A 25,338-nucleotide genomic window follows, 5' to 3' on the forward strand; every position below is an offset into this window, starting at 1 on the left:
AAATTTCATAAGTCCTGTGGAATAAAAATGTATGTGATTTCGGTAAGTTACCACACAAGTCTAAAACAAAAGTTGTTTGTACATAATTTTAGATTTGTTCTAGAGATAATTTCGTACGTTGAAGATTTTACCATCTTTTATGTAAACTCGAGGTATTCTGTATTTAAGCATACAAAGTATCTCATAATTAATTGTTCCCATAATTTCTGCAAAATCGTCAGCGTTGAATTTTAAATTTTCTTGTTCACCAAGAATTATTACTTCATCTCCAACTTTCACATTTCCTCCAATATCAGTAATATCTATCATACATTGGTCCATGCAGATTCTGCCGACAATAGGAGCAAATTTTCTATTGATAATAACTTTGGCTTTTTTAGCTAATAATCTAGAATATCCATCTGCATAGCCTATAGGCAGGGTAGCTATTAAACTCTTTCTTTCAGTTCTAAATGTATTGCCGTAGCTTACATACATTCCTTCATCCATTTCTTGAACACGAGTTATTGTTGCTTTTAGTGTTAAAGCTGGCTTTAAAGAAAGATTTTCTTTTTTTACTTCATTAGAGGGATAATAGCCATAAAGGATAATTCCAGCTCTTACTGCATCTAAGTAAGTTTCAGGCATATCCATTATTGCACCGCTATTTGAGACATGTTTTAAAGGAATATCTATTCCAGCTTCTGCAAGCCTATTATTAAAATTTATGAATTTATTAAATTGCCCATGTGTATAGTCTTTATTTTCTTCATCAGAAGTGGAAAAATGCGTGAATATTCCAAGAACATCTAAACCTTCAAGGGAGCATATTTCCACAACTGCAGCTATTGCTTTTTCAGTTGGGAGAAATCCAATTCGTCCCATACCAGTGTCTAGAGCAATATGAATTTTAGCTTTTTTATTAAGATTCAAAGCTTTTTTAGATAATTCCTTTGCATAATCTAAATCGTAAACTGTCTGTTCTAAATCATATTTTATTAATTCTTCCCCTAAATATAATGGTGTATAACCAAGTATCATAATAGGAGCTTTAATATTATGATTTCTAAGTTCAATTCCCTCAGTTAATACGGCAACAGCAAGTCTAGAGGCTCCATTCTCGAGTAAGGTTGGAACTACATCTAAACATCCATGTCCATAACAGTCAGCTTTAACAACTGCAATTACATCTTTATTTTTAACTAAATTCTTTATATTTTTCATATTATGAGCAATTGCATCTAAATTTATTTCTGCATACACAGGTCTAAGTATTTTTTCCATTTATCTAACCTCTCAATTATTTGCTTAAATTTCTATTTAATTAATTTCATGTATCTAAAATACATTAATGATAATAAATTTTACAATATATACATTGTAATAAAGTTAGAATGAAAAAAAAAGAACCACTAATATTAGAATTTGCATATGTGGTGGTTTTTGCTTTATTTGCAATATTATTAAGGCACATGAAGTAAAGCATATTGGCAGATAGATTTGTTATTTATTTGACTGCACCTGAAGGGATAAAATGATAACACAGAAGTTTAAGGAAGTTACATTTTCATAAAATAGGTGTAATATATTTTGGTTTTTTATGTAATAAATGTTAAAAAGTAAAGGAGAAAATGATTTCATGTAGAATATTAAATAAATGTGGTTAAATTATAAAACATTATTGGAATTAAAGGACAAGCATATGAAAATACAAAATGAATAACGTTTTAGATGATATAGATAGACGAGAACTTTGATGGAAATCATGACTTGTTAGAGTCTTGATATAAAAAAGGGGTATATGCCTAATTTTTCAGTATAGGAAGGTGAAAAATAATGCTAAATCAAGATGAAAAGAAAAAATTGGATGATATTTTAATTTCTAATGATTTTAACAAAGCATCAATTATTACTATTATGCAGGAAGTTCAAAAGGAATATCGATATCTTCCAGAGGAGGTGCTATGCTATGTTGCAGAAAAGCTTAAAATTAGCGAAGCTAAAGTATATAGTGTAGCAACTTTTTATGAAAACTTTTCGTTAGAACCAAAGGGGAAATATGTAGTAAAAATTTGCAATGGAACAGCATGTCATGTAAGAAAGTCAGTACCAATATTAAATGAATTTAGAAGTGAACTAGGGCTTTCTGAAAGTAAGGTTACAACAGACGATATGAATTTTACAGTAGAAACTGTATCTTGTCTTGGAGCATGCGGACTAGCTCCAGTTTGCACAGTGAATGACGTAGTATATCCATCAATGACACCAGAGAAGGCAAAGGATATAATCAAGCAATTAAAGGAGGAGATAGCTAATGAAAATTAAAACAAGAGAAGAATTAAATGCTGTAACATCAAAGTTTAAATTATCATTAGACAGCCAGTATAAGCAGATATTAGTATGTGCAGGAACTGGGTGTGTGGCAGGTGGTTCATTAGATATTTACAAAAGATTGCATGAAATAATAGAAGAAAAGGGCCTCAAGGTTACTTTGGAGTTACAAGAAGAACCACATGGTGACATGATAGGGTTAAAGAAAAGCGGATGTCATGGATTTTGTGAAATGGGACCATTACTAAGAATTGAACCAATGGGATGGCTATATATAAAGGTAAAAATAGACGATTGTGAAGAAATTATTGAAAAAAGTATTATTTCAGATGAAGTAGTAGAGAGGTTAACCTATAAAGAAGGTGATAAATGCTATAGTAAACAGGAAGAAATTCCATTTTATGAAAAGCAGACTCGTGTAGCTTTAGAAAATTGCGGGCATATTAATGCAGAGTCAATTGAGGAATATTTAGCTGTTGGTGGATATGGTGCTACGGCTAAAGCTCTTTTTGACATGACTTCCGAGGAAATAGTGAAGGAAATATCAGAATCTTACCTCAGAGGAAGAGGTGGAGGCGGATTTCCTACAGGCAAGAAGTGGGAACAGGTATTAAAGCAGACTGAGAGTGAAAAATATATAGTGTGTAATGGTGATGAAGGTGATCCAGGCGCATTTATGGATAGAAGCATGATGGAAGGTAATCCGCATGGAGTGATTGAAGGAATGATAATAGCAGGTATTGCGACTAAGGCACATCATGGATACATTTATGTTCGTGCAGAATATCCACTTGCAGTTAAGAGGTTACGAATAGCTATAAATCAAGCTATTGAAAAAGGGCTTTTAGGTGAAAATATTTTAAATTCTGGATTTGATTTTGATTTGCATATAAATCAAGGCGCAGGAGCATTTGTATGTGGTGAGGGTAGTGCGTTAACTGCTTCAATTGAAGGAAGTCGTGGTATGCCAAGGGTAAAACCACCAAGAACTGTAGAACAAGGTCTGTTTGGAAAGCCAACAGTACTTAACAATGTTGAAACCTTTTGTAATGTTCCACAGATAATTAATAAAGGTGCACAGTGGTATAAGACTATGGGTACCGAAAATAACTATGGAACTAAAGCTTTTGCCCTTACTGGAAATGTTAATAATACAGGTCTTATAGAAGTACCAATGGGAACGACTTTAAGAAAGGTAATCTTTGATATTGGAGGAGGAGTTAAGGATGGAGAATTCAAGGCAGTACAAATTGGTGGACCATCTGGCGGATGTCTTTGCCTTCATGCACAGCATCTTGACTTACCTTTAGATTTTGATTCTTTAAAGAAAGTTGGTGCTATGATTGGCAGCGGCGGCTTAGTTGTTATGAACGATAAGAATTGCATGGTAGAGATGGCGCGTTTCTTTATGAAATTTACTCAAAATGAATCTTGCGGTAAATGTATACCATGTAGAGAGGGTACAAAGAGAATGTTGGAATTACTCAATGAAATAGTAGAAGGCAGAGGAACATTAGAACACATTGATATGCTAGAGGAATTATGCGAGACAATTTCTGATACTGCACTTTGTGGACTTGGAAAGAGCGCAGCATTCCCTGTCAGGAGTACTTTAAAGTACTTTAGGGATGAATATATTGCTCACGTTGTAGATAAGAAATGCCCTGGCGGAGTGTGTAAAGCATTAATGTCCTATGAAATTGACAAAGAGAAATGTAGAGGATGTTCAAAATGTGCTAGGATGTGCCCAGTACAAGCTATTTCTGGAGAGATAAAGAGCCCTTATACCATTGATAAAACAAAATGTATTAAGTGCGGCAGTTGTATAGAGGGGTGTGCTTTTAAAGCAATTAAAATAGTTTAAGCATATCTTCTTATATTAATTTCCTTCACGCTTTTGCATTAGAGAGAAATATATAATAACAGAAAGGATGATAATAACTATGTCAAAATATATGATAATTGATGGTGAAAGGGTAGAGTTTGATAATGAAAAAAATATTTTGGATTTAGTCAAGAAAGCTGGTATTGATCTACCAACACTTTGTTACTATTCGGATTTGTCAATTTATGGTGCTTGCAGAATGTGTGTTGTTGAAGATGAAAGAGGCAGCATTATAGCATCGTGCTCAACTCCTCCAAAGGACAAGATGATAATTAAAACTAATACACCTAAGCTTCATAAGCATAGAAAGATGATTTTGGAATTATTGCTTGCTGCTCACTGTAGAGATTGTACTGTGTGCGAGAAGAATGGTAAATGTAAACTTCAAAAATTGGCATTACGTTTCGGTATTACAAACATTCGTTTCAAGAGTAGTGAGGTAAAAGCAGAAATTGATATGTCGTCAAAAGCGATTGTCCGTGATCCAGGCAAGTGTATCTTATGCGGTGATTGCGTTAGAATGTGCAATGAAATACAAAATGTAGGCGCAATTGATTTTGCACATAGAGGTTCTGATATGGTTGTAAGTCCGGCCTTCGGAAAGAAATTAAGTGAAACAAATTGTGTAAACTGTGGACAATGTGCCACTGTGTGTCCTACGGGTGCAATTATTATTAAGAGTGATGTTAAGAATGTTTGGAAAGCTATATTTAATCCTAAACAGAGAGTAGTCGCACAGGTTGCACCAGCAGTAAGAGTAGCCTTAGGTGAAGAATTTGGAATGAAATTCGGCAAAAATGTAATGGGGAAAATCGTTGCAGCTATGAGAAGGGTGGGCTTTGATGATATTTATGACACTTCTTTAAGTGCAGATCTTACTGTTATTGAAGAATCTAAGGAATTTTTAGAAAAGTTAGAAATAGGTGATAATAAACTTCCTTTATTTACTTCTTGCTGTCCAGCGTGGGTTAGATATGCGGAAACAAAGCATCCGGAGTTATTACCATACGTATCCAGTTGTAAATCTCCGATGCAGATGTTTGGTTCTGTTATTAAAGAATACTTTAAGGAGAAAGATGTAGAGGAAGGTAAAGAAACTATATCTGTAGCAGTCATGCCTTGTACTGCTAAGAAAGCAGAAGCGGCCAGAGATGAATTCATAAGAAATGGAATTCAAGATGTCGATTACGTAATAACTACAACAGAATTAAGTGCCATGATTAAAGAAATTGGTATTAAGTTTGATGAAATGGAAGCAGAATCTCTGGATGTACCCTTTTCTCTATATTCAGGTGCTGGTGCGATATTCGGTGTTACTGGCGGAGTAACAGAGGCAGTTATTCGTAATGTTGTTAGTGATAAAACTTCTAACGCTTTAAGCGAAATAGAATTTATAGGAGTCCGCGGTATGGAAGGAATAAAAGTTTGTGAACTTTCTGTAGGGGATAAGAATCTACGTATCGGAATTGCAAGTGGACTTAATAATGTAGAAACTTTGATTGAAAAAGTAGAAAGTGGAGAAGAGAAGTTTGATTTTATAGAAGTTATGGCATGCCCAGGTGGATGCATATGCGGAGCAGGACAACCATTCATTCTAGGTGAAGATAAGATTCAAAGAGCAAGAGGATTATATAAAGTAGATAAGGTGGCTCAAATTAAGAGAAGTGAAGAAAATCCTATAGTTAAATCTTTATATAAAGGGCTATTAAGAGAACGATCAAAAGAGCTATTACATGTTCATTATATGAATGGTAGGTAGTAGGTAAGAAAAAATTCTATGCAAATTAAGGATATCTGATTTTCTAGAAATTAAAAATGGCTAATGTAGTAATTTATTGTTTCATAAAGAAAAGTTATGCTTCAGTTTAGTAGCTAAAGAAGTATAACTTTTTTTTATTCATCTTTAATCACGTGTAAGTATTTTATTTATTGCTTATAAAAATTTTTGAAATACAAGTATATTTTGTTATTTAAGCCGAAATGTCACAAAAATTGACAGTGAGTAAAAAAAGAACTATACTTGTAATTATATAGGTATTTATGTAAAAGAATGTATCTTTAGCGATTATACTTATATATATACTGTTACAATATTATTAATATTAAAGAGTTATTTAGGGTAAAGGGGAGTAAAAATTATGAAGAGGGTATTAATTGTTGATGATGCTGGATTTATGCGCCTAGCATTAAAAGACATGCTAAAGAAAAATGGGTATGATGTATTAGGGGAAGCCGAAAATGGAGCTAGAGCTATTGAATTATATAAAGAATTGAAGCCTGATATAGTCACAATGGATATAACGATGCCAGTAATGGATGGAATACAAGCTTTAGCCAAAATAAAAGAATTAGATTCTAAGGCAATTGTAATTATGGTAAGTGCTATGGGACAAGAAGAGAAAATTAAAGAAGCAATTTTTGCAGGTGCGAAAGGATTTATAATAAAGCCTTTTGAAGAAGAGTATCTTCTAAAAACATTAAGTGAATTTTAATCGCGAAATCTAATAATATTAATCGTATTTTAAACTTATCAATTTTAATGTTGATGAGTTTTTTATATTAAAATTATTAGCTATAAGGAATAATTAAATGAAAAAAATTGTAGTTAGGAATGTGAGGGGAATATGATTTTATTTTGTGTGATTATAGGAATAATAGTGCTAATAACTTTGTATTTAGATGTTGCCAAAAGGATGAAAATGAATATAGCAGTTTTAAGTCTATTTTTAGGAGGTACTCCACATTTAGTTTTAGTTATAGATTTTCTTATACAATATTTAACTAAAAAACAAATATCACAAATGTATCAAGGAATATTTTTGCTGGAACTTATAATATTAATAGGCTATATATGGATAAGGATTAATGTTGCTCCATTTTATCATAATAAACAAACTGTAAGAAACAGATTGAGAATATTAATGGGTGGAAGACAACTTATTTTATATGGATTATATGCAACATTTATTCAAAGTATAATCTATAGTTTTTTTTATGAAAATGTATTAAATAAATTAAAGCTTTTAAATTATGAATATATATGGGATAGTATTATTTCAATAATACTTATATTAATATTAATAGTTAATGGGATTCTACGTATTATATGTACATCGAAGCGACTTAACATTATAAAGAGAATGATAGTCATTGGAGCTATATGGATTCCAATCATAAATATTTTTATTCTGATTTACTTATGCAATATTGCTAAACTTGAATATGAGCATGAATGTTATAAAGTTGATCTTGATAAAACACGGATTGATTCAGAAATATGTAAAACTAAATATCCACTTGTGTTAATTCATGGGGTAGGATTCAGAGATTTTAAATACATCAATTATTGGGGAAGAATACCAAAAGCACTTATAAGACAAGGGGCTATTATTTATTATGGAAATCAAGAAGCTTTTGGAACAGTTGAATATAATGCTAATGATATTAGAAATAAGATTTTTCAAATTATAGATGAAACAGGTAGTAAAAAGGTCAATATTATAGCTCACTCAAAAGGCGGACTAGATGCACGATATATGGCTAGTAAATTGGGAATGGGAAAATATATTGCTTCAATTACAATGATATCATCACCACATAGAGGAGTAAGGTTTGTTGATATTGCTTGTCATATGCCTGATGGTATATATAGATTTATTGCACGAGTATTTAATAAATATTTTAAACTAATTGGAGATAAAAATCCTGATTTTTATACAGCAACTAGGCAGTTCTCAACTTATAATAGTAGAAAATTCAACGAAGAAGTTATTGATGTAGAAGGGATATATTATCAAAGTTATGCATCTGTAATGAAAAACATGTTTAGTGATTACATATTAACTATTCCATACATTCTTGTAAATCTGACAGAAGGTAGGAATGATGGATTAGTTTCTATTACGTCTGCAAAATGGGGGGATTTTAAAGGAGTGCTTTCCAATAAGTATTATAGGGGAATTTCTCATGGAGATATAATAGATTTAAGGAGAGATGATTATAAAGGATTTGATGTAGTAGAAAAATATGTAGAGATAATATCAGCGCTTAAGAATAAGGGATATTAAAAATACATTTACAATAGAAAAATATTATTATATACTTTTCATAAGTGAAAATATTACTAGGGGTGCCTTTAGGCACGAGTAAAAACAATAGATCGATATAAATTGCCTATTATTTTTATTCATGTGGCTAAATGCTGAGAGAGTATATTATATGCTCAACCCTTTGAACCTGATTTGGTTAGAACCAACGCAGGGAAGTGAGTTTAATTATGCTATTATTATGCGTAAAGAGTAAGCTTTCTTCTTTTGTTGGAGAAAGCTTTTTTGTTTAGAAAAATATTTTTAAAATGTCTTGTAAATTAAACAAGGAGATGATAATATGCTTGAATTTAGAGACGTTACCTTCAAATATCCAGATGATGACTATAGGATTATAGAAGATCTATCATTTTCTTTAGAAAATGGAGAGTTTATTTCGATTATAGGTACCAGCGGTAGTGGTAAAAGTACTATTTTCAGATTGATAAATGGGTTAGAGAAATTTGAAAGTGGAGAAATTTTAATAAATGGGATTTCAATAAAAAATATAAAGAATTATAGTGCTTATATGCCTCAAAAAGACTTGCTTTTCCCATGGAGGACAATAGGTGAAAATCTTAGTCTGCCAATGGAATTACAAAAAATCAATAAAAGAGATAGAGAAAAAAAGGTAATTGAAATTCTTGAGGAGATTGGACTTTCAGAGTATAAAGACAAATTTCCAAAAGATCTATCAGGTGGGATGAGGCAAAGAATATCATTTGCGAGAACAATATTAACTGGTTCTAATTTATTACTTTTAGATGAACCTTTTAGTGCATTGGATTCTTTAACTAAAATTTCAATGCAGGAATGGCTTTTAGAGGAATGGGAACGACTTAATAAAACAATAGTGTTTATAACTCACGATGTTGAGGAAGCAATTTTTCTATCAAAGTCAATATTTGTAGTTAATGATAAACCGATAACTCAGCTAGAGAAAATAGAAATTCCTCTGGAATATCCACGGAATAGAAGTATGCTTCAGAGGACTGAAATAGTTAATTTAAAAGAAAGCCTTATAAGTAGACTTAGACAGAAGGTGAAATTATGAAAAAAAATTTGCCTGCAATTATATTAACAACAATACTTTTAGTACTTTGGCAAGTTATAGCAATGATAATAAATGCTCATTACATATTACCATCACCAACGCAAATTTTGGTGAAGTTATGGGAACTTAAGGAACCGTTATTTTTAGTACATCTGCCAGCAACTATGGGAGTAACTATATTAGGACTAGCTATTTCAATTATTTTAGGATTAGCACTTGCTATATTTATGGATATGAGTGAAAAAGTGGAGAATGCTTTATATCCAGTTGTAATAGCCTCTCAAACTATACCAACTACAGCTATTGCACCGCTTTTCGTACTTTGGTTTGGGTATAGTATATGGAGTAAGGTCTTGGTGACAATACTAATAACTTTTTTCCCAATAGCAATAGCTGTTCATGATGGGTTTAAAGCCACAAAAAGAGAAATGGAAGAACTTTTAATAACTTATGGTGCAAGTAGAAAAGACATTTTTATAAAACTTAAAATTCCAACTGCACTTCCATATTTCTTTTCAGCAATTAAAATGGCGGTGCCACTTAGTATAATAGGTGCAGCAATAGCCGAATGGCTTGGAGCACAAAGTGGACTTGGGTACTTTAGTAAAAGAATGATGACCCAGTTAGACGGTGCAGGAGTGTTTGCGCCAATTGTATTGCTATCACTTATTGCAATTATTATAGTTGCGATTGTAAATATAATAGAGAAAAAGGTAATCAAATGGAGGAAGGAGATTTAATTAATGAACAAAAGAATTTTAGCATTTGTAATGTCATGTTTAATGATTTTTGCAATGGTCGGCTGTAATAAAGCAACCAATCAATCAGAAGGAAGTAAAGGTAAAGACCTTGAAGAGGTAAACGTTGTTTTGGATTGGTATCCAAATGCGGTTCATGGATTTATTTATGAAGCTATTGAGAAGGGGTATTATGAACAAGAGGGATTAAAGGTAAATATAGAGTTCCCTTCAAATACCAATGATGCTATATCACTTACAGCAGCAGGAAAGGCTGACTTAGGAATTTATTATCTTCAAGATGTGGCAATGGCAAGAGGAAATGAAGATATTCCTGTAAAATCTGTAGGGGCAATTGTTCAATCACCATTAAGCAGAGTAATTTCATTAAAAGATAAGAATATAAAGAGCCCTAAAGATCTTGTAGGAAAAAAAGTAGGGTATGGTGGAACAGAACTTTCTGAATCTATTATTTCAACAATGCTTGAAAATGTTGGGGAGAAAAAGGATTCAGCACAAACTGTTGATGTAGGTTTTGATATAATGAGTTCTATGACAACAGGAAATGTGGATGCAACCATAGGCGGCTTTATAAATCATGAGGTTCCAGCGCTAGAAGAACAAGGATATGATCTTAACTATTTCTCCCCAACTGATTATGGAGTTCCTAATTACTATGAACTTGTTTTTGTTGCAGGAGAAGATAATCTAAATAAGAATTCAGATAAAATAGCAAGATTCTTAAGAGCTTCTAAAAAAGGTTTTGAAGATATGAAAGCTAATCCAGATGAAGCATTAAATATATTAATGAAAAATCAAAATGCAGAAAACTTCCCACTTAGTGAAAATGTTGAGAAGAAGAGTTTTAGCACTTTAATTCCAGTCATGGAAACTAAAGATGCAGAGTTTCTATCACAAGATCCAAAGGTATGGCAGGATAATATCGATTGGCTTGCGAAGAAAGGATTGCTTAAGAAATCCTTTGATGCTTCTGAGATTGTTGAAAATTTAAAATATTAGAGCAAATAAATGAAACACTAGTCATATAAAGATTAGTGTTTTTTTGTGCAAAAAGTTTTTATATCATAAGAAGAATTAAAATATTGACATCTAATTCTACAGAGTGTAGAATTAATTCTACGAGGTGTAGAATTGAATAATATGAATAGAAAAGAGGTTAAGCTGTGAAATTGATGAAGATTTCTGAATCAGAAATGGAGATTATGAAGATTATTTGGGAAAAGGAGGAACCTGTTGCTACAGCTACTATTTTAGAAGAATTGCCAAAGGAAAATTCATGGAAGACAACTACAGTAATGACGCTTTTAAGCAGGCTTGTTGAAAAAGGAATTCTAAAAGTCAAAAAAATAGGGAAGTTAAATCATTATATTCCTAAAGTTACAGAAGATAAATATAAAGCAGTTCAAACTAATCTGTTTTTAGAAGACATGTATAATGGATCAATCAAAAATTTTATGGCGACATTATATAATAATAAAGATATTAGTGAGAAAGATATTTCAGATTTAAAGAAGTGGATTGATGAGGTATAAATATGGATAACATAGCTTTTATCTTAAAGATGTCATTAAGCGGTAGTATTTTATTTTTGATTATTTTATTATTTAGACCGTTTACTAAAAAAGTATTTAGTTCTAGTTGGAATTATTATATTTTAGTTATCGTACTTTTTAGTTTTATTGTACCTATGGGAAGCTTTGTTAAATTACCTAAAGAATTGGATTACAAGTTACCAATAGTACAGATGGAAGCTTTTAATAATCAGAGTAGGGAATTAAATATGACAGAGCTAGACAGGAAGGATGTTGATGAGGGAAATAATGGTTCAAGCCTTCAAAGTAATAATAAATTAGAAATTACAAATCAAAGTAATATAAAAGAAAAACCAAAAGAAATTTATGAAATACTTCATAAAAATATAATGCTTTATATATGGCTCATAGGTGTATGTGCATTTTTAATAAAGGAAATTTTTATTTATAGATCGTTTTATAAAAAGCTAAAAAATTTAAGTATTGATATTACAAAAGAAAAGATGGGCGATGTATTAAGGAAGTGCAAGGCAGAATTAAAAGTAAATAAAAAAATAATAATAAAGAAATGTGATTATATAAAGAGCCCAATGATTACAGGAATAATTAATCCAGTTATTACCCTTCCTAAAATGGACAATAATGAGGAGAAGGTTGAAATAGTTTTAAAGCACGAATTAATTCATTATAAGCGTAAGGATTTATGGATAAAGATCATTGCACTTATTGTAAATATGTTAAATTGGTTTAATCCTCTAGCATATATGCTTAGAAGCAGTGTTAATATTGAGTGTGAGCTATCCTTAGATGAATGTTTAGTAAAAAATATGGATAAATCAAAAAGGAAATATTATGGACAAATAATATTAGAATTAATAGAAGAATCTGAAAGGAGATCATTAATTATGGGAACAGCCTTATTTAAAAGTAGAAAAGAAATTGAAAATCGTTTAAAAAAGATCATGTATTTTAAAAAATCTAAAAAGTCAATTGTATACCTTTCTCTTATTTCTGCGATAATTTTTACTTTTACTAGTGCATTCACTTCAACAGTGGTTTTTGCCTCAAATGGCTCAAAAGTAACGACTAGTTTGGTGTCAACTGAATTTGCAGTATTTGTTTCAGAAGATGGACTTTATATGTCCGACTTAAAAGAAAATAATCCTATTATTCTTGATAAAGGAGATAAAATTGCAGAGCCTTTGATATCAAGAGATGGAGAAAGTGTTGCATATATCAAAGATGGTTCTCTATATATCTGCAACGTTAATACAAAAGAAACTCGAGAGGTAGCTAAAGACATAGAATCATATGATTTTGATAGTGAAAATAATTTGATATATTCTACAAAAGAACCTGGAATTTCAATATATGAGACTGGAGCAAAAAAATCATCAAGTCTTATTAGTGATGAATATAAATATTATAATATTAAATGTGATAGTAAAAATAAAGTTTATGCAAGTAAAAGATATGATTATACAGAAGGAGGATACTTAAATTCAAAACATCTTGGAATAATAAGCTATGATTTAAGTAATAAAACAGAAAAAGTTATTTTAGAAGGTAAACCGCTAATTAATACTGAGATTGGAGAAAATCCTACAAATGCTCAAATACTTGAATCACTTGGATCAACTCCGAATATTGCAAAAATATCAACAGATGATAAATATCTTTATATCTGGAACAGTCCTAATTCTGGATCAGCCGCATCAGATATTAATCAATTTATTGTATATGATGTTATAAATAATAAGGTTATGAATTTTACCGAACATAATAATGGTGGAAATAGTGATGGAATATATGGACTACATTATGAGGATAATATTTCACAAAATCCATTAGATAGTGATATTGTTGCTATTAATGAAGGTGTTGATAGAGATATGTTTGAAAATAAAAATCTAGGTGTAGCAGATATTAAATCTAATAATTTTGTTAAGCTAATTCCAGAAGATAAGGTATCTATGACACCATGTTATTCAAGTGATGGCAAAAATATATTATATTCAGCAAGTAACAAGTTAGATAGTAATTCTACATCTTCAGTTTATAAAGATTGGGAAAATCAGCCCCATAATATTTATGAAATAAATACAGAATCTCAAAAGATAACACAAGTTACAAATGGAAAGTATTTTGATTTCATGCCTAAATACTTATTAAATAATGAGATATTATTTGTAAGAGATGATGGAGGTTCGTTTAGTTTATGGAAGATAAAGGATGGGGATGAAACTAAACTTGCCGCTTCTTTAAATTTTAAAGGTAAGTATATAAATAGCTGGTATTATGGACATTATGACACAGAAAAAGTTATAGATGTGTTTGTTAAAATGTCATCAATTTAGAGCAAACGAAATTAAGAATATATATGTATAGTTTATTTTACTCTTATTAGCAATGGAAAGTAATGAAAACAATTATAATTGGTGTAGGATGAGTATTAAGGTAAAATAAATTTAATTTATTAAAAATATATAATGTGGGAAAAGTTTGTAATGATATGATTTAATATTTACATTTGATGCAACTTTAAGTTGGTATGGGTATGATAAATTTGGATTATATGAATTTCTTAAAATTATAAAGGATGTTACAGAAGAAAAAAAGATTTTATTTGGTTATAGTATACTTTTTTGGAATATATTATGTCTATTAATTGGTACAATAAGAACTGATACAAAAGCCATAAGGTATTGATACCCTATGGCTTTGCGTCTCTGTCCTTAGATAGTTTTGTAATTTCATTTTTGAAAACTTTTATTTGCTGTAAGCCTCTCGCTCAAATCCCAGAGCTTTCTCCTAAACTCTATGTCATAAGTCTGACTTTCTGCACGGGATTCTTTCTTTTGATCAAAATACTTTCCGGTGACTCCTTCCAGTTCTGGGGAGAAGGCAAGATATTCAATTGCATCCGAGCCTGACTGAACACTGCCTAAGGGAGTTATCCCACTTTCGCACACCATCTTGGTATTGAGGTAAGAGCCAGGATGCAGACAGTTAAAAGTTGTACCTGTATTTCCATATCTTTCTGACAACTCGAAGGTAAAAGCAACTAGAGCTAATTTACTTTGCATATAAGCACGAGTTGGCGAATAATCCTTTTCAAGCATAATATTAGATAAATCAAAGGAACTCTGTCCAATGGAAGCCACATTAACTACTCTGGAGTGTTTTCTCATTAAAAGAGGGAGCAGTTTGCAGGTTAATAGAAATGGAGCCAGATAATTGACGGCCAGACGCAGTTCAAAACCATCCTCGCTTAATGCACGGGTTTTATCATTTAAATCTCCAAAACCAATTCCTGCATTATTAATGAGAACATCAAGTGCTGTGTAGTCTGCCAGTATTTCATCAGCTAGACACCTTACCTGCTCTAAGGAGGAAAAGTCCCCTAGATAAAACTGAATTTTATTATTTCCAGTTGAAGCAATGATTTCATCTTTTGTGGTCATGCATTTTTCCTTACTTCTTCCATGAATGAGCACTGTGGCTCCCAATTTTGCGATATCCATCGCTGCCAGCTTTCCCATACCGTCTGTTGCCCCTGTGATAAGAAAAACCTGTTCTTTAATATTCATTGTGCGCCCTCCATATGCTACGGCTGTAAAATTGTGTACTCAAGTCCTCTGCTTAATGGAGCATCGGCAATCGCTTCATTAACTTGATTCAAAGGGTATACTTTAGGATGAAACGCTTTTAAGTTCAACGCTCCCGATTGAATTAGTTTTATCACCTCTGCCGGCGCGGAATTAGGATACATAAATGACCCCTTAATATTCAGCTCCTTTATAAGTGTTGTCAAGTACGATAGATGAACATCGGTTGTGACCCCTCCGACAAATACGGCTGTTCCATGCTGACGAAGAATTGAGATACCAGCTTCACCAAGAGAAGCATTGTCCATTGCGCCTACTGTATCAATCAATATATCTGCCGCTCCGATTTCTGATGAATATACAGCTTTATAATCTTCTGCATTTTCTGGAAGCTGGATAGCACAGACGCGATGAGGATCTAATTGAGATAACGAATTTAATACAGACGTGTTTCTTCCTGTAGCAAATACTTTTGTTGCGCCCATAGCCAAAGCAATCAGTACGGAAGCGGCACCGAGATTTCCAGTTGCTCCATTGATAACAACGGATTGTCCTGGTTTAAATTCCCCGCGTAAAAACGCCCCATAAGAGATGCATAAATAATACAGGCAAGCCAAATGTGCATCATCATAATCACATGATAATTCAATTGGAGTGATGCATTCCACAGGGTAAACTGTTTGATGGGCAAAGGCTCCATCCTTCCATTGAGATAATAAATCCTGACAATTCTCAGTTATTCCAAACCATCCCTTTAATATACGTTCCGGTACCTGTGAATTATTACGTGCAGAGATTAATGGACTGCAAAATACTTTCTGCCCGATCTTTATGCCGGAGATATCATCGGATATTGCTTCTACAATCCCTATTGCACATAAACCTGGGATGTAAGGCGTCGGTATTGGAAAAAATTGTCCGCTAACAACCTGTTGAGTAAAAGACAACACATGGGTAGCTAAAACACGTACACGCACACTGGAAGCCTGTAATTTGGGAAGTACCACTTCTTTTACCTCTAAGGGTGTTCCGGCCTGATGTAAAACTGCTGCTTGCATAGTTATTATCCTCCTTGCAAAATTTAATCAATTTGGCCTCAAAAAAGCTCCAATTTTTTGAGCTATTCTGAAGTTACCTTTACTATAAATGTTATAGTGTACTATAAGTCAAGAGAAAATATTAAAAAAATATGCTAAACTATTTGCTTAGAGTAAACTATAAGTGTTACAATGATGGCATCCCTACATATAGCAGGGTATTACACATTTCACGGGAGGAAAATATCATGAGATATTCTATCAAAGAGGTCTCTGAACGTTTTAATTTATCCACATATACTTTACGTTATTATGAAAGTGAAGGGCTATTGCCTTCTATACAGCGTCTTGAAAATGGCATCCGCGTTTATAATGATATTGATCTTGAATGGCTTGAACTTATCCGTTGCATGAGAGCTACAGGCATGTCCATAGCACATATCAAAGATTTTGTTAAACTCTGCAATCTTGGCAAAAACACAGTACCTGAAAGACGGAGGGTGATACTAAAACAGAAGGATATTATAGAGCAGCAAATTCATGAGTATAAAGGATACTTAAAGGTAATTAATAAAAAACTAAAAATCCTTGATAGTCTTGAGGATTCAACTGATCAAATAATGAATCCGTCTAAAAAGTAACAATGCCCATGCTATGAAACCGAAATAGGTGTTTTTTTAGTATAATATGAGAGAGACCTTCAGTTGTTTGAAGGTCTTTTTTAGTTATTATAACTTAAGTTTAGCAATAACGGATTAGACACTAAAAAATGTGTATAATGAAAAGACATATATTTGGTGGGTATTTGCTACTTATAATATACTAGGTTATTAAAGATAAGCGGTGGTCTTTTATTATGGAATTAATAATATATTTAATTATGACTATTTATGTTTCAAAGGAGCTGAAGTTACTTGGCTACAGAAACTGATTTTATACAGCCAGATAACCCAACGGATGAAGAGAGATACGAAATGTTAAGAATGACCTTGCAAAAAGTAAAGCGAATGGAGGATTTCTACAATATAGTAGAATTACTTAGTCCACCAAAAGACATTACAACAATTGTTGAACCTGGAAGTTGTAAAGGAATTAAAGTTGGAATAATAGGTGGAGGAGTTGCAGGACTTGCATCAGCCTTTGAACTTAGAAAGGCAGGTTTTGATATTACAATTTTTGAAGCTGAAGAGAAACGTATTGGAGGAAGAATTTATACACATTATTTTGATGAAGATAAGAGACTTTATGGAGAGCTTGGAGCTATGCGCATACCTGTAGATCATGAAAGTACATGGCATTATATAAATACATTTAAATTGAAGACCAGGCCATTTATTCAAGATAATAAAAATGCATTTATTTATATAAGAAATAAACGGGCCAGAAATGATCCGGAAGGAAAAAGTGTAATGGAAAATATTTATCCGGAATTTAATTTGACCCCAAGAGAAAGAAATACACCATGGCAAAAACTTATTTCAGATGCATTAGCAAGCAATTTATATAAGATAAATCCAAGTATAAGAAAAGAATTGTTACAGGTGAAAAAAGAATATTCTTTAACTATTCAATATTTAGGCGATTTTAGAATACGAAAAGTCCTAGAAAAAATGGGATTAAGCGAAGGTGCTATAGAGTTAATTTCAGGATTAGCTCCTTTCCTTGGAGGTTTTTATTATAATAGTTATTCTGAAAACCTAATTGAAGAATATACTGTAGATTATGCTTATAGATATGAAATAGTTGGGGGAACGCTTAATTTACCACTTTCTTTTTATAACTCGTTAATGTCTAAATCACCCAAGGAATACAGTAGTATCCAGGAAAATGATTTGGGAACAGTGAATTGGAAGAATGGAAAAACAGTACTTGGTATTTATAAGAAAAATCCTAATCAAGTTATTCTGGAATTTAAGGATGAAAAGTCATCAGAAATATTAAGTGAAACTTTTGATTTTGTTATTTGTGCAATTCCATTTTCAAGTCTTAGAAACGTAGAAATATATCCTATGTTTAGTACAGGAAAAATGCAAGCAATAAAGGAAGTTTTTTATACATCATCACAAAAGACTATATTCTTATGTAACGAACGGTTTTGGGAAAAAGGTGATGAAAGAGAAAGAATAATTGGAGGAGGATCTAACACGGATTTGCCTATTGAAACTATATGGTATCCTAGCAATAATAATAATGGATATGAGCAGAAAGTTTCAACTGGAAGAAAATATGATTTTAGTAATGAACCTGGAGTTTTGTTAGCATCTTATAATTTGACTCAAGATGCTATACGAGTTGGAAATTTAGGTGAAAAAGCTCGCTTTGAGGAAATAAAGAGGCAAGTTGAAGCTGTACATGGCTTACCAAGAGGATACTTGGATTCAGTAGTAGAGGATTTTAAAACAGTTGATTGGAATAGAGAAAAAGGTTTTTATGGTGGATTTTGTTATTTTATGCCAGAGCAGCAAAGACTTTTTTCATATGCTATGGCTCAGCCAGAATATGACAATAAGGTCTATTTTGCAGGAGAGCATATTTCATTAACACATGGCTGGATAGAAGGATCTTTAAGCACAGGAATGCAGGCAGCCAATGATATAGCGGAGTATTGTAAAAGTAAGTGAAAAGGAGCTGCCTAAAAGTAGAAACATGATTTCTATTTCTGGTGGCTTTTTTTAGAAAAATTATATGTTATTAAATGAAGTTTTCTAGTATAATAGTACGGGAAGGGAGTAAGTACGATGAGAAAAAAAAGGCAAAATAAACGTAATAAACTCGTATCTGGAGTTATGATTTCTCTTTGTTGTTTAGCTGCTATGTATTTGGGAGTAGCACTTTATTCAGTTAATCACTTTAATTTAGGAACCAAAATTAATGGTGTTAATGTAGGGGGAAAAAGTGTTGATGAAGCCCAGAAAGAACTATCTTCTCAGATGCAGAGCTATAAACTCGAATTAGATGAACGAGGAGATACAAAAGAAGAAGTCAAAGGTACAGATATTGGGCTTAAATATGATCTAGATAAGATTAAGGACATAAAAAAAGATCAAAATCCTTTCACATGGATTTCTACGATTTTTAAGAAAAATGATTCTGCGACACCTGAAATAATTTCATATGATGAAGATTTATTAAATAAATCAATTAATAATTTATCTTGTGTTAATACTAAAAAGGTGACTAATCCTCAAAATGCAAGTTTTGAATATAAAGATGGAAGCTTTGAAATTGTAGATGAGGTTTTGGGGAATAAAATAAATAAAGATTCGTTACACGATAATATAGCAGATGCTGTACTTAGTGGAAAGACGTCCATAAATTTAGATACAGATAATAGTTACGAGAATCCTAAATATACTTCAAAATCGCAGAAAACTTTAGATACTAAAGATCTTCTTAATAAATATGCAGGATTAACTATTACTTATGATTCTAATGATAAGAAAGAGGTCGTAGATGGTTCTACAATACATAATTGGCTTAGCGTTAATGATGATTTAGATGTTACGTTTGACGAAAATAAGGTTAGGAGTTATGTAGACAAATTAGCTGGAATTTACAATACCTTTGGAAATACAAGAAATTTTGTGACATCTACACAAAAAACAGTACAGGTAAGTGGTGGAAATTATGGATGGATTGTAGATAAATCTAAAGAAGTTAAGGATTTAATAGAAGCCATAAAAGGCGGACAAGATGTAACAAAGGAACCAGCCTATGCACAAAAAGCATTTGTTAAAGGCAGTAATGATGTTGGAAATACATATGTAGAAGTAAATCTAACAAAGCAGCATGAATGGTTTTATAAAAATGGAGCTTTAGTTGTAGAAGGGGATGTTGTTACAGGTAATGTAAGCAATAATACAGGAACACCAGCAGGTACTTATGTTTTGAATTACAAAGAGAAAAATGCAACTTTAAAAGGTGAGGATTACGTCTCACCAGTAGATTATTGGATGCCTTTTAATGGAAATATTGGAATTCATGATGCAAGCTGGAGATCTACATTTGGTGGGAATATTTATATGTCAAGCGGTTCCCATGGTTGCGTAAATTCAATACCGAGTGTAGCTAAAACAATATTTGAAAATATTGAGCCAGGAACTCCAATTATAGTATATAATGAGTAAGGAATTATTTAATTTATATTTTATTAATAAAATTTTAATACTATTAAATGGTATAGATATGTAAAGTTATGTTAATATAAAAGCAGGTTTAGATGGAAAGTCTTAACCTGCTTTTATTATATAGTAAATTTAATATTGATTAATTATTAGAATTAATATAGGAGGTGCATTATGGATATAAGAATTCTTATAGCAGAAGATGATAGCATATTTCGAGAACTTGTATGTGATATAGTTAAAAAAGAAGGATATTTTCCAGTAGAAGCATGTGACGGAAAAGAAGCGATCGATATTTTTTTTGGTCCTAATGATATTGATTTAGTAATATTAGATGTAATGATGCCTATATATGATGGTTGGGAAGTTCTTAAAGAAATACGAACGCATTCTGATGTACCAGTAATTATGCTGACAGCATTAGGAGATGAAAGACATGAAGTAATGGGGTTAAAGAAAGGTGCAGATGATTATATTTCAAAACCATTTAGCTATGAAATTTTTATTGCCCGTCTTAATAATATTATAAAGAAATTAAAAAAAGAATATTCAAATAAAATAAAGGCAGGTGGAATAACCATAGACCCAGGAATTCATAAAGTTATAATAGATGATTTGGAAGTTAAATTGAATCATAAAGAATATAGTCTTCTTACTTATCTTATTAAAAATGCTAATACTATTTTAACAAGAGAACAGATATTAAATAAAGTGTGGGGATATGATTTTAATGGAGATGCGAGAACTATAGATACTCATATTAAAACCTTACGAGCAAAACTATTAAAGGAAGGAAATTGTATAAAAACAGTGAGAGGAAGCGGGTATATGTTCGAGGTAGAAGAATATGAAAACAATTAAAACAAAAATGTCTATAATTTTTTTGATACTTATGGTTTCTTTAATTTTAAGTGGTATACTTTTAAATTCGGTATTCTTACAATCATATTATATTTATAAAAATAGAGGAAATTTAGTATCAATAAGCCAAAAAATCAAAGAAGAATATGCTAGCAGTAAAGGTAATAACTATGAATATGCTGATAGTGTACAAAATGTAGATAATATAAATACCATAATTATTGATAAAAATTATAATATGAAATATAATTCGCTTTACTCAAAATCAGCTGATGAAGAAAAAGGATTAACTAAAGAAATAAAAAAAAGCATTTCAGATTATGAGAAAAAGATTTCAAAAAAGAAGTATGTTTATTATATTGATGAAAAGGATAATGAGCAAAGAACAAAATTGGTTTTTATTTCTCAAATAAATGATAATGACTTTATTATTTTAAAAAAATCTTTTAAAAGTATACATGAAAGTGTGGTAATAGCAAATGAGTTTTATATAATAGCAGGCTTTATAGTGATATTTATTGGTACGATATTTATACTTATTTTCTCTAATAAAATTACAAAACCAATTATAGAGATGAGTAAAGTTGCAGAAAATATATCTAATCTTAAGTTTGATAAGGTTGTAAAAGTAAATTCAGAAGATGAAATTGGAAGGTTAGGGGATAGTATAAATAAAATTTCTGAAAAGTTGAATAAAAGCATAGATGAGTTAAAGAAAGATGTGCAAAGGAAAAAAGAACTTATAAGAAATATGTCTCATGAATTAAAAACACCAATAGGAATAATTAAAGGATATTCAGAAGGCTTAAAATATGGAGTGGTTAATGATAAAGAAAAAATGGATAAATACTGTATAATATTAGCAGAAGAATGTGATAGAATGGATGCGCTAATTAAAGAACTTTTAGACTATTCTATGATTGAAGGTGGAATGACTGAGTTAAATCTAACGACTTTCGATATTTATGAATTTTTAACTAAAATTGAGGAACGCTTTAGAACGATATTTGATGAAAAAGATATTAATTTCAACTTAGATTGTATGAAAAATTACAAAGTTTGTGCAGACGAAGATATGCTTGAAAAAGCTATAAATAACTTTATTACAAATGCAATTAATCATGTATCAGGAAAAAGATTAATAAATGTAACTTGTGGAAAAAAAGAAGATAAAATAAGAATAAGTGTTTTTAATACGGGAGATAATATACCGGAAAAAGAGATGTGCAAAATCTGGGATGTGTGTTATAAGGTAGATAAAGCAAGGTCAAGAAAATATGGAGGACATGGAATTGGTTTATCATTAGTAAAATTAATAGTGCAGTTACATAGTGGAATGGTCTGGGTGGAAAATGTAACTGAAGGTGTCATTTTTTATATTGAATTACCTGTTTCTGATTTTTAATTATATTTCACATGAATTTCACAAAAGAACTTTATTATATATTTGTAATCAGCTAAGGCTGATTTATAAATATATAATAAAGTTAAAGGAGAGAATGAATATGAAAAAGAAAAAAATATTAGGGATAGCTGTTGCAGCAATAATTGGAATATCAAGTATTATTCCAGCATTTGCAGATACTATTACTTCTCAAAATCAAACAGCTAATGTAGCACAAAGCCAAACAAATCAAGTAAGTAAACAAGAAAAACTTGCAAAAAAAGCAGCAAAATTAGGAATAGATATTACAGGGATGACAAATGAGCAGGCAAGAGAAAAAATAAGAGAAGCAGAGGCAGCAAAGCTGGGGGTAGACATTTCAGGTTTATCAAAAGAAGATGCTAACGCAAAAATAAAAGCAGCTAAAGAAGCTAAAAAACAAGCAGTGACTGAAAAATTAACACAAAGAGCTGCTAAACTTGGTATAGATATTACAGGCTTAACAGGTGAGCAGGCAAGGGATAAAATAAGGGAAGCAGAAGCAGCAAAGTTAGGCGTAGATATTACTGGCTTATCAAAGGAAGATGCAATGGCAAAGATAAAAGCCGCTAGAGAAACTAAAAAACAAAGTGTAACTGATAAGCTTAAAGAAAAGGCAGAAAAGATTGGTATAGATGTTAATGGTCTAACTAACAAACAAATAAGAGAAAAAATTAAAGCGAGTAAGCAAATACCAAACACAACTAATGTAGCTGAGTAACTTAATAAAGAAATAATTAGTAAAATCATGTAGTTAAATGTATGGCTGCATGATTTTTTTATTGTTTTCATTAAAAAATATAATTAGACTTTATAATGATATCGTAAACATAATTTTTTGTAAATGTTATCAGAAGAAAGTAAATAAATTTGTATAAAAAAGTGGAACAATATGCTTGAATATAAAAACAAATCATTGTATAATACATACTGTTAGTACACGAACAATATGTACGGAAATAATTTACAAATGGAGGGGTAATATGAAAAAGACTATGTTAGTTTGTTTAGTTGCGGCAATGATACTTAGTGGATGCGGTCCGGCTGCAAGCACAGCAGGTACAAAAACTAGCTCACAAATTACTGCGCAAACAACAACAGATGCGCAAGTTAAGGTTAAATATATTATGGCTGGTAAAATTGACTCAAATGATCAAGTAAATATAGCTTCAAAAATTTCAGCAAGGGTTTCAGAGGTATTAGTTGATGTTGGTTCAAATGTAAATGCAGGAGATGTAATTGTTAAATTAGATACAACGGATTTACAAGCCCAAGTAGATCAAGCACAGGCAGCAGTAAATACTGCAAATGCAAGTTTGGCAAATGCAATGAATAGTACAAGACCAGAACAAATTGAACAAGCACAGGCAGCACTAGATAGTGCAAATAAAAGTTACGATGTTGCAAAAAAGAACTATGATCGTACGAAATCTTTAGTAGATGCAGGAGCAGCCACACAGCAGCAGCTTGAAACTGCTGATCAACAGCTTTCAGCGGCAGAAGCTCAACAAAAATCGTCTCAAGATCAATTGAAGATGCTGCAAGATGGTGCAACAGAAACTAGTATTGATGTTTTTAAAGCACAAGTAGAACAAGCACAAGCAGCTTTAAAAACTGCACAAACGGCTTTAGATAATGCAACTATCACATCACCAATTTCAGGGAAGGTTACTGCTAAAAGTATTAATGTAGGTGAGATGGCATCGCCAGGGGTAGCTCTTGCTTCAATATCTGATCCCAATGCACTAGTAGTAAATGCATATGTACCTTTAGAGATTTCAAATCAATTAAAAGAGGGAAGCGATGTGACTGTTAGAGTATCGGAAGTAGGAGATACTGAATTTGAAGGGAAAATAGCAGTTATAAATTCAAAATTAAATTCCCAAAGTAATAATGTTTTAGTCAAGGTAAGTTTATCAGATCCAAATTCATTATTAAAACCTGGTATGTTTGCAGAAATTGGATTAAAGGAATAAGGAAAGAGGTGACTTTGATATGAATGGAAAACGTAAAATGTTAATTATTGGAATTTTAATAGTAATTGTAGTAGCATTAGGTAGTATAGGTTTTTATTATTGGTATGAAAATACATATTATGTTTCTACAGAAGACGCAAAAATTGATGCAGATTTCGTAAGTGTAATTCCACAAATTTCAGGCAAGTTATTAGAACTTAACGTTGATGAAGGAGATGTAGTTACAAAAAATGAAATACTGGCTCGTCAAGACATGAATGGTCTTCCAGATACAAGTGTAGAACAGTCTTTAGTTAGAGCTCCTATTGATGGTATAGTAGTAAAAAAACAAGGCGAGGTAGGAGAAATTTTTTCAAATAGTCAAACGTTATTTACTCTAGTAGATCCTAAAGATATATATATAACTGCTAATATAGAAGAAACAAAACTTTCAGGAGTAAAAGTTGGACAACCAGTTGATATAAGTATAGACCAATTTGGATCAGAAAAGTTTAAAGGAAAAGTTAAAACTATAGGCGAAATATCCAATTCAGCTATATCGCTGTTACCATCATCAACAAGTGGTACCTTTACTAAGGTAGTACAAAAAGTACCAGTAAAAGTCTCGATTGATGATTCTGGTGAAAAGATTCTTCCAGGAACTAATGCAGTTATTAAAATTCATATTAAATAATGAGGTGATCTG

The 25,338-nt window shown here is 31.5% G+C and carries 21 protein-coding genes and 1 riboswitch; of the genes, 18 read left to right on the plus strand and 3 right to left on the minus strand.

Going from position 1 to position 25,338, the window contains the following annotated elements; genetic code table 11:
• Positions 1 to 99: 99 nt before the first annotated feature.
• On the minus strand, positions 100 to 1,263 hold the full coding sequence (gene alr, locus CLOBL_RS12340; RefSeq protein ID WP_077859314.1) for an alanine racemase: 1,164 nt from the start codon (positions 1,261 to 1,263) through the stop codon (positions 100 to 102).
• Positions 1,264 to 1,815: 552 nt separating this feature from the next.
• Between alr and CLOBL_RS12345 the strand changes: the two genes are divergently transcribed.
• The 10 genes from CLOBL_RS12345 to CLOBL_RS12390 all read left to right on the plus strand — a co-directional run bounded on the left by CLOBL_RS12345 (position 1,816) and on the right by CLOBL_RS12390 (position 13,981).
• Complete coding sequence (locus CLOBL_RS12345; protein WP_009171974.1) at positions 1,816 to 2,304, plus strand: NAD(P)H-dependent oxidoreductase subunit E; 489 nt, start codon at positions 1,816 to 1,818, stop codon at positions 2,302 to 2,304.
• A complete protein-coding gene (locus tag CLOBL_RS12350) occupies positions 2,294 to 4,174 on the plus strand; it encodes an NADH-quinone oxidoreductase subunit NuoF (protein WP_077859315.1) in 1,881 nt (626 codons plus the stop codon). Before CLOBL_RS12345 ends, CLOBL_RS12350 begins: the two co-directional genes overlap by 11 nt.
• A gap of 79 nt (positions 4,175 to 4,253) precedes the next feature.
• Entirely contained in the window at positions 4,254 to 5,954 is a 1,701-nt protein-coding gene (locus CLOBL_RS12355; protein ID WP_077859316.1) for a [FeFe] hydrogenase, group A, read from the plus strand.
• Positions 5,955 to 6,333: 379 nt separating this feature from the next.
• On the plus strand, positions 6,334 to 6,687 hold the full coding sequence (locus tag CLOBL_RS12360) for a response regulator (protein WP_077859317.1): 354 nt from the start codon (positions 6,334 to 6,336) through the stop codon (positions 6,685 to 6,687).
• 132 nt (positions 6,688 to 6,819) lie between these two features.
• Positions 6,820 to 8,262, plus strand: coding sequence for an alpha/beta hydrolase (locus tag CLOBL_RS12365; RefSeq protein ID WP_077859318.1), 1,443 nt, complete (start codon positions 6,820 to 6,822; stop codon positions 8,260 to 8,262).
• A gap of 48 nt (positions 8,263 to 8,310) precedes the next feature.
• Positions 8,311 to 8,475, plus strand: a riboswitch (TPP riboswitch).
• A gap of 106 nt (positions 8,476 to 8,581) precedes the next feature.
• Positions 8,582 to 9,334 carry an ABC transporter ATP-binding protein gene (locus CLOBL_RS12370; protein WP_077859319.1) on the plus strand — a complete coding sequence of 251 codons (753 nt, stop codon included), beginning with the start codon at positions 8,582 to 8,584 and terminating at the stop codon, positions 9,332 to 9,334.
• Positions 9,331 to 10,074, plus strand: coding sequence for an ABC transporter permease (locus tag CLOBL_RS12375; RefSeq protein ID WP_077859320.1), 744 nt, complete (start codon positions 9,331 to 9,333; stop codon positions 10,072 to 10,074). The genes CLOBL_RS12370 and CLOBL_RS12375 overlap by 4 nt, the downstream gene beginning before the upstream one ends.
• 3 nt (positions 10,075 to 10,077) lie before the next feature.
• The gene (locus CLOBL_RS12380; RefSeq protein WP_077859321.1) at positions 10,078 to 11,091 is read left to right on the plus strand and encodes an ABC transporter substrate-binding protein; all 1,014 of its coding nucleotides are present in this window, start codon (positions 10,078 to 10,080) and stop codon (positions 11,089 to 11,091) included.
• 173 nt (positions 11,092 to 11,264) lie between these two features.
• Positions 11,265 to 11,624: a BlaI/MecI/CopY family transcriptional regulator gene (locus CLOBL_RS12385; RefSeq protein WP_242953832.1), complete on the plus strand. Its 360-nt coding sequence runs from the start codon at positions 11,265 to 11,267 to the stop codon at positions 11,622 to 11,624.
• 2 nt (positions 11,625 to 11,626) lie between these two features.
• The gene (locus CLOBL_RS12390) at positions 11,627 to 13,981 is read left to right on the plus strand and encodes a M56 family metallopeptidase (RefSeq protein ID WP_077859322.1); all 2,355 of its coding nucleotides are present in this window, start codon (positions 11,627 to 11,629) and stop codon (positions 13,979 to 13,981) included.
• A gap of 396 nt (positions 13,982 to 14,377) precedes the next feature.
• On the opposite strand, the gene CLOBL_RS12395 is transcribed toward CLOBL_RS12390, so the two are convergent.
• Positions 14,378 to 15,214, minus strand: coding sequence for an SDR family NAD(P)-dependent oxidoreductase (locus tag CLOBL_RS12395; protein ID WP_077859323.1), 837 nt, complete (start codon positions 15,212 to 15,214; stop codon positions 14,378 to 14,380).
• Positions 15,215 to 15,231: 17 nt separating this feature from the next.
• Positions 15,232 to 16,290: a zinc-binding dehydrogenase gene (locus CLOBL_RS12400; RefSeq protein ID WP_077859324.1), complete on the minus strand. Its 1,059-nt coding sequence runs from the start codon at positions 16,288 to 16,290 to the stop codon at positions 15,232 to 15,234.
• 227 nt (positions 16,291 to 16,517) lie between these two features.
• Between CLOBL_RS12400 and CLOBL_RS12405 the strand changes: the two genes are divergently transcribed.
• From CLOBL_RS12405 to CLOBL_RS12440, 8 genes are all read left to right on the plus strand, one after another.
• Positions 16,518 to 16,910, plus strand: coding sequence for a MerR family transcriptional regulator (locus CLOBL_RS12405; RefSeq protein ID WP_077859325.1), 393 nt, complete (start codon positions 16,518 to 16,520; stop codon positions 16,908 to 16,910).
• Between the two features lie 273 nt (positions 16,911 to 17,183).
• On the plus strand, positions 17,184 to 18,890 hold the full coding sequence (locus tag CLOBL_RS12410) for an NAD(P)/FAD-dependent oxidoreductase (RefSeq protein WP_077859326.1): 1,707 nt from the start codon (positions 17,184 to 17,186) through the stop codon (positions 18,888 to 18,890).
• 117 nt (positions 18,891 to 19,007) lie between these two features.
• Entirely contained in the window at positions 19,008 to 20,396 is a 1,389-nt protein-coding gene (locus CLOBL_RS12415) for a peptidoglycan binding domain-containing protein (protein WP_077859327.1), read from the plus strand.
• A gap of 171 nt (positions 20,397 to 20,567) precedes the next feature.
• Positions 20,568 to 21,254: a response regulator transcription factor gene (locus CLOBL_RS12420; RefSeq protein WP_077859328.1), complete on the plus strand. Its 687-nt coding sequence runs from the start codon at positions 20,568 to 20,570 to the stop codon at positions 21,252 to 21,254.
• Entirely contained in the window at positions 21,241 to 22,659 is a 1,419-nt protein-coding gene (locus tag CLOBL_RS12425; RefSeq protein WP_077859329.1) for a HAMP domain-containing sensor histidine kinase, read from the plus strand. Before CLOBL_RS12420 ends, CLOBL_RS12425 begins: the two co-directional genes overlap by 14 nt.
• A 100-nt stretch (positions 22,660 to 22,759) precedes the next feature.
• Positions 22,760 to 23,398 carry a hypothetical protein gene (locus tag CLOBL_RS12430; RefSeq protein ID WP_077859330.1) on the plus strand — a complete coding sequence of 213 codons (639 nt, stop codon included), beginning with the start codon at positions 22,760 to 22,762 and terminating at the stop codon, positions 23,396 to 23,398.
• A gap of 262 nt (positions 23,399 to 23,660) precedes the next feature.
• Positions 23,661 to 24,653, plus strand: a complete 993-nt coding sequence (locus CLOBL_RS12435; protein WP_077859331.1) for an efflux RND transporter periplasmic adaptor subunit — start codon at positions 23,661 to 23,663, stop codon at positions 24,651 to 24,653.
• A gap of 19 nt (positions 24,654 to 24,672) precedes the next feature.
• Positions 24,673 to 25,326: an HlyD family efflux transporter periplasmic adaptor subunit gene (locus CLOBL_RS12440; RefSeq protein WP_077859332.1), complete on the plus strand. Its 654-nt coding sequence runs from the start codon at positions 24,673 to 24,675 to the stop codon at positions 25,324 to 25,326.
• Positions 25,327 to 25,338 lie beyond the last annotated feature (12 nt).

The organism is Clostridium sp. BL-8 (assembly GCF_002006495.1).
In the GTDB taxonomy this organism is placed as follows: Bacteria; Bacillota; Clostridia; order Clostridiales; family Clostridiaceae; genus Clostridium.

What these genes read in the sequence shown, in the direction of transcription:
- CLOBL_RS12350 (WP_077859315.1), top strand. Translation starts at nt 2,294, where the DNA reads ATGAAAATTAAAACAAGAGAAGAATTAAATGCTGTAACATCAAAGTTT.
- CLOBL_RS12400 (WP_077859324.1), bottom strand. Translation starts at nt 16,290, where the DNA reads ATGCAAGCAGCAGTTTTACATCAGGCCGGAACACCCTTAGAGGTAAAA.
- CLOBL_RS12390 (WP_077859322.1), top strand. Translation starts at nt 11,627, where the DNA reads ATGGATAACATAGCTTTTATCTTAAAGATGTCATTAAGCGGTAGTATT.
- CLOBL_RS12345 (WP_009171974.1), top strand. Translation starts at nt 1,816, where the DNA reads ATGCTAAATCAAGATGAAAAGAAAAAATTGGATGATATTTTAATTTCT.
- CLOBL_RS12425 (WP_077859329.1), top strand. Translation starts at nt 21,241, where the DNA reads ATGAAAACAATTAAAACAAAAATGTCTATAATTTTTTTGATACTTATG.
- CLOBL_RS12360 (WP_077859317.1), top strand. Translation starts at nt 6,334, where the DNA reads ATGAAGAGGGTATTAATTGTTGATGATGCTGGATTTATGCGCCTAGCA.
- CLOBL_RS12435 (WP_077859331.1), top strand. Translation starts at nt 23,661, where the DNA reads ATGAAAAAGACTATGTTAGTTTGTTTAGTTGCGGCAATGATACTTAGT.
- CLOBL_RS12415 (WP_077859327.1), top strand. Translation starts at nt 19,008, where the DNA reads ATGAGAAAAAAAAGGCAAAATAAACGTAATAAACTCGTATCTGGAGTT.
- CLOBL_RS12380 (WP_077859321.1), top strand. Translation starts at nt 10,078, where the DNA reads ATGAACAAAAGAATTTTAGCATTTGTAATGTCATGTTTAATGATTTTT.
- CLOBL_RS12355 (WP_077859316.1), top strand. Translation starts at nt 4,254, where the DNA reads ATGTCAAAATATATGATAATTGATGGTGAAAGGGTAGAGTTTGATAAT.
- CLOBL_RS12370 (WP_077859319.1), top strand. Translation starts at nt 8,582, where the DNA reads ATGCTTGAATTTAGAGACGTTACCTTCAAATATCCAGATGATGACTAT.
- CLOBL_RS12430 (WP_077859330.1), top strand. Translation starts at nt 22,760, where the DNA reads ATGAAAAAGAAAAAAATATTAGGGATAGCTGTTGCAGCAATAATTGGA.
- CLOBL_RS12385 (WP_242953832.1), top strand. Translation starts at nt 11,265, where the DNA reads ATGAAGATTTCTGAATCAGAAATGGAGATTATGAAGATTATTTGGGAA.
- CLOBL_RS12440 (WP_077859332.1), top strand. Translation starts at nt 24,673, where the DNA reads ATGAATGGAAAACGTAAAATGTTAATTATTGGAATTTTAATAGTAATT.
- CLOBL_RS12405 (WP_077859325.1), top strand. Translation starts at nt 16,518, where the DNA reads ATGAGATATTCTATCAAAGAGGTCTCTGAACGTTTTAATTTATCCACA.
- CLOBL_RS12395 (WP_077859323.1), bottom strand. Translation starts at nt 15,214, where the DNA reads ATGAATATTAAAGAACAGGTTTTTCTTATCACAGGGGCAACAGACGGT.
- CLOBL_RS12375 (WP_077859320.1), top strand. Translation starts at nt 9,331, where the DNA reads ATGAAAAAAAATTTGCCTGCAATTATATTAACAACAATACTTTTAGTA.
- alr (WP_077859314.1), bottom strand. Translation starts at nt 1,263, where the DNA reads ATGGAAAAAATACTTAGACCTGTGTATGCAGAAATAAATTTAGATGCA.
- CLOBL_RS12420 (WP_077859328.1), top strand. Translation starts at nt 20,568, where the DNA reads ATGGATATAAGAATTCTTATAGCAGAAGATGATAGCATATTTCGAGAA.
- CLOBL_RS12365 (WP_077859318.1), top strand. Translation starts at nt 6,820, where the DNA reads ATGATTTTATTTTGTGTGATTATAGGAATAATAGTGCTAATAACTTTG.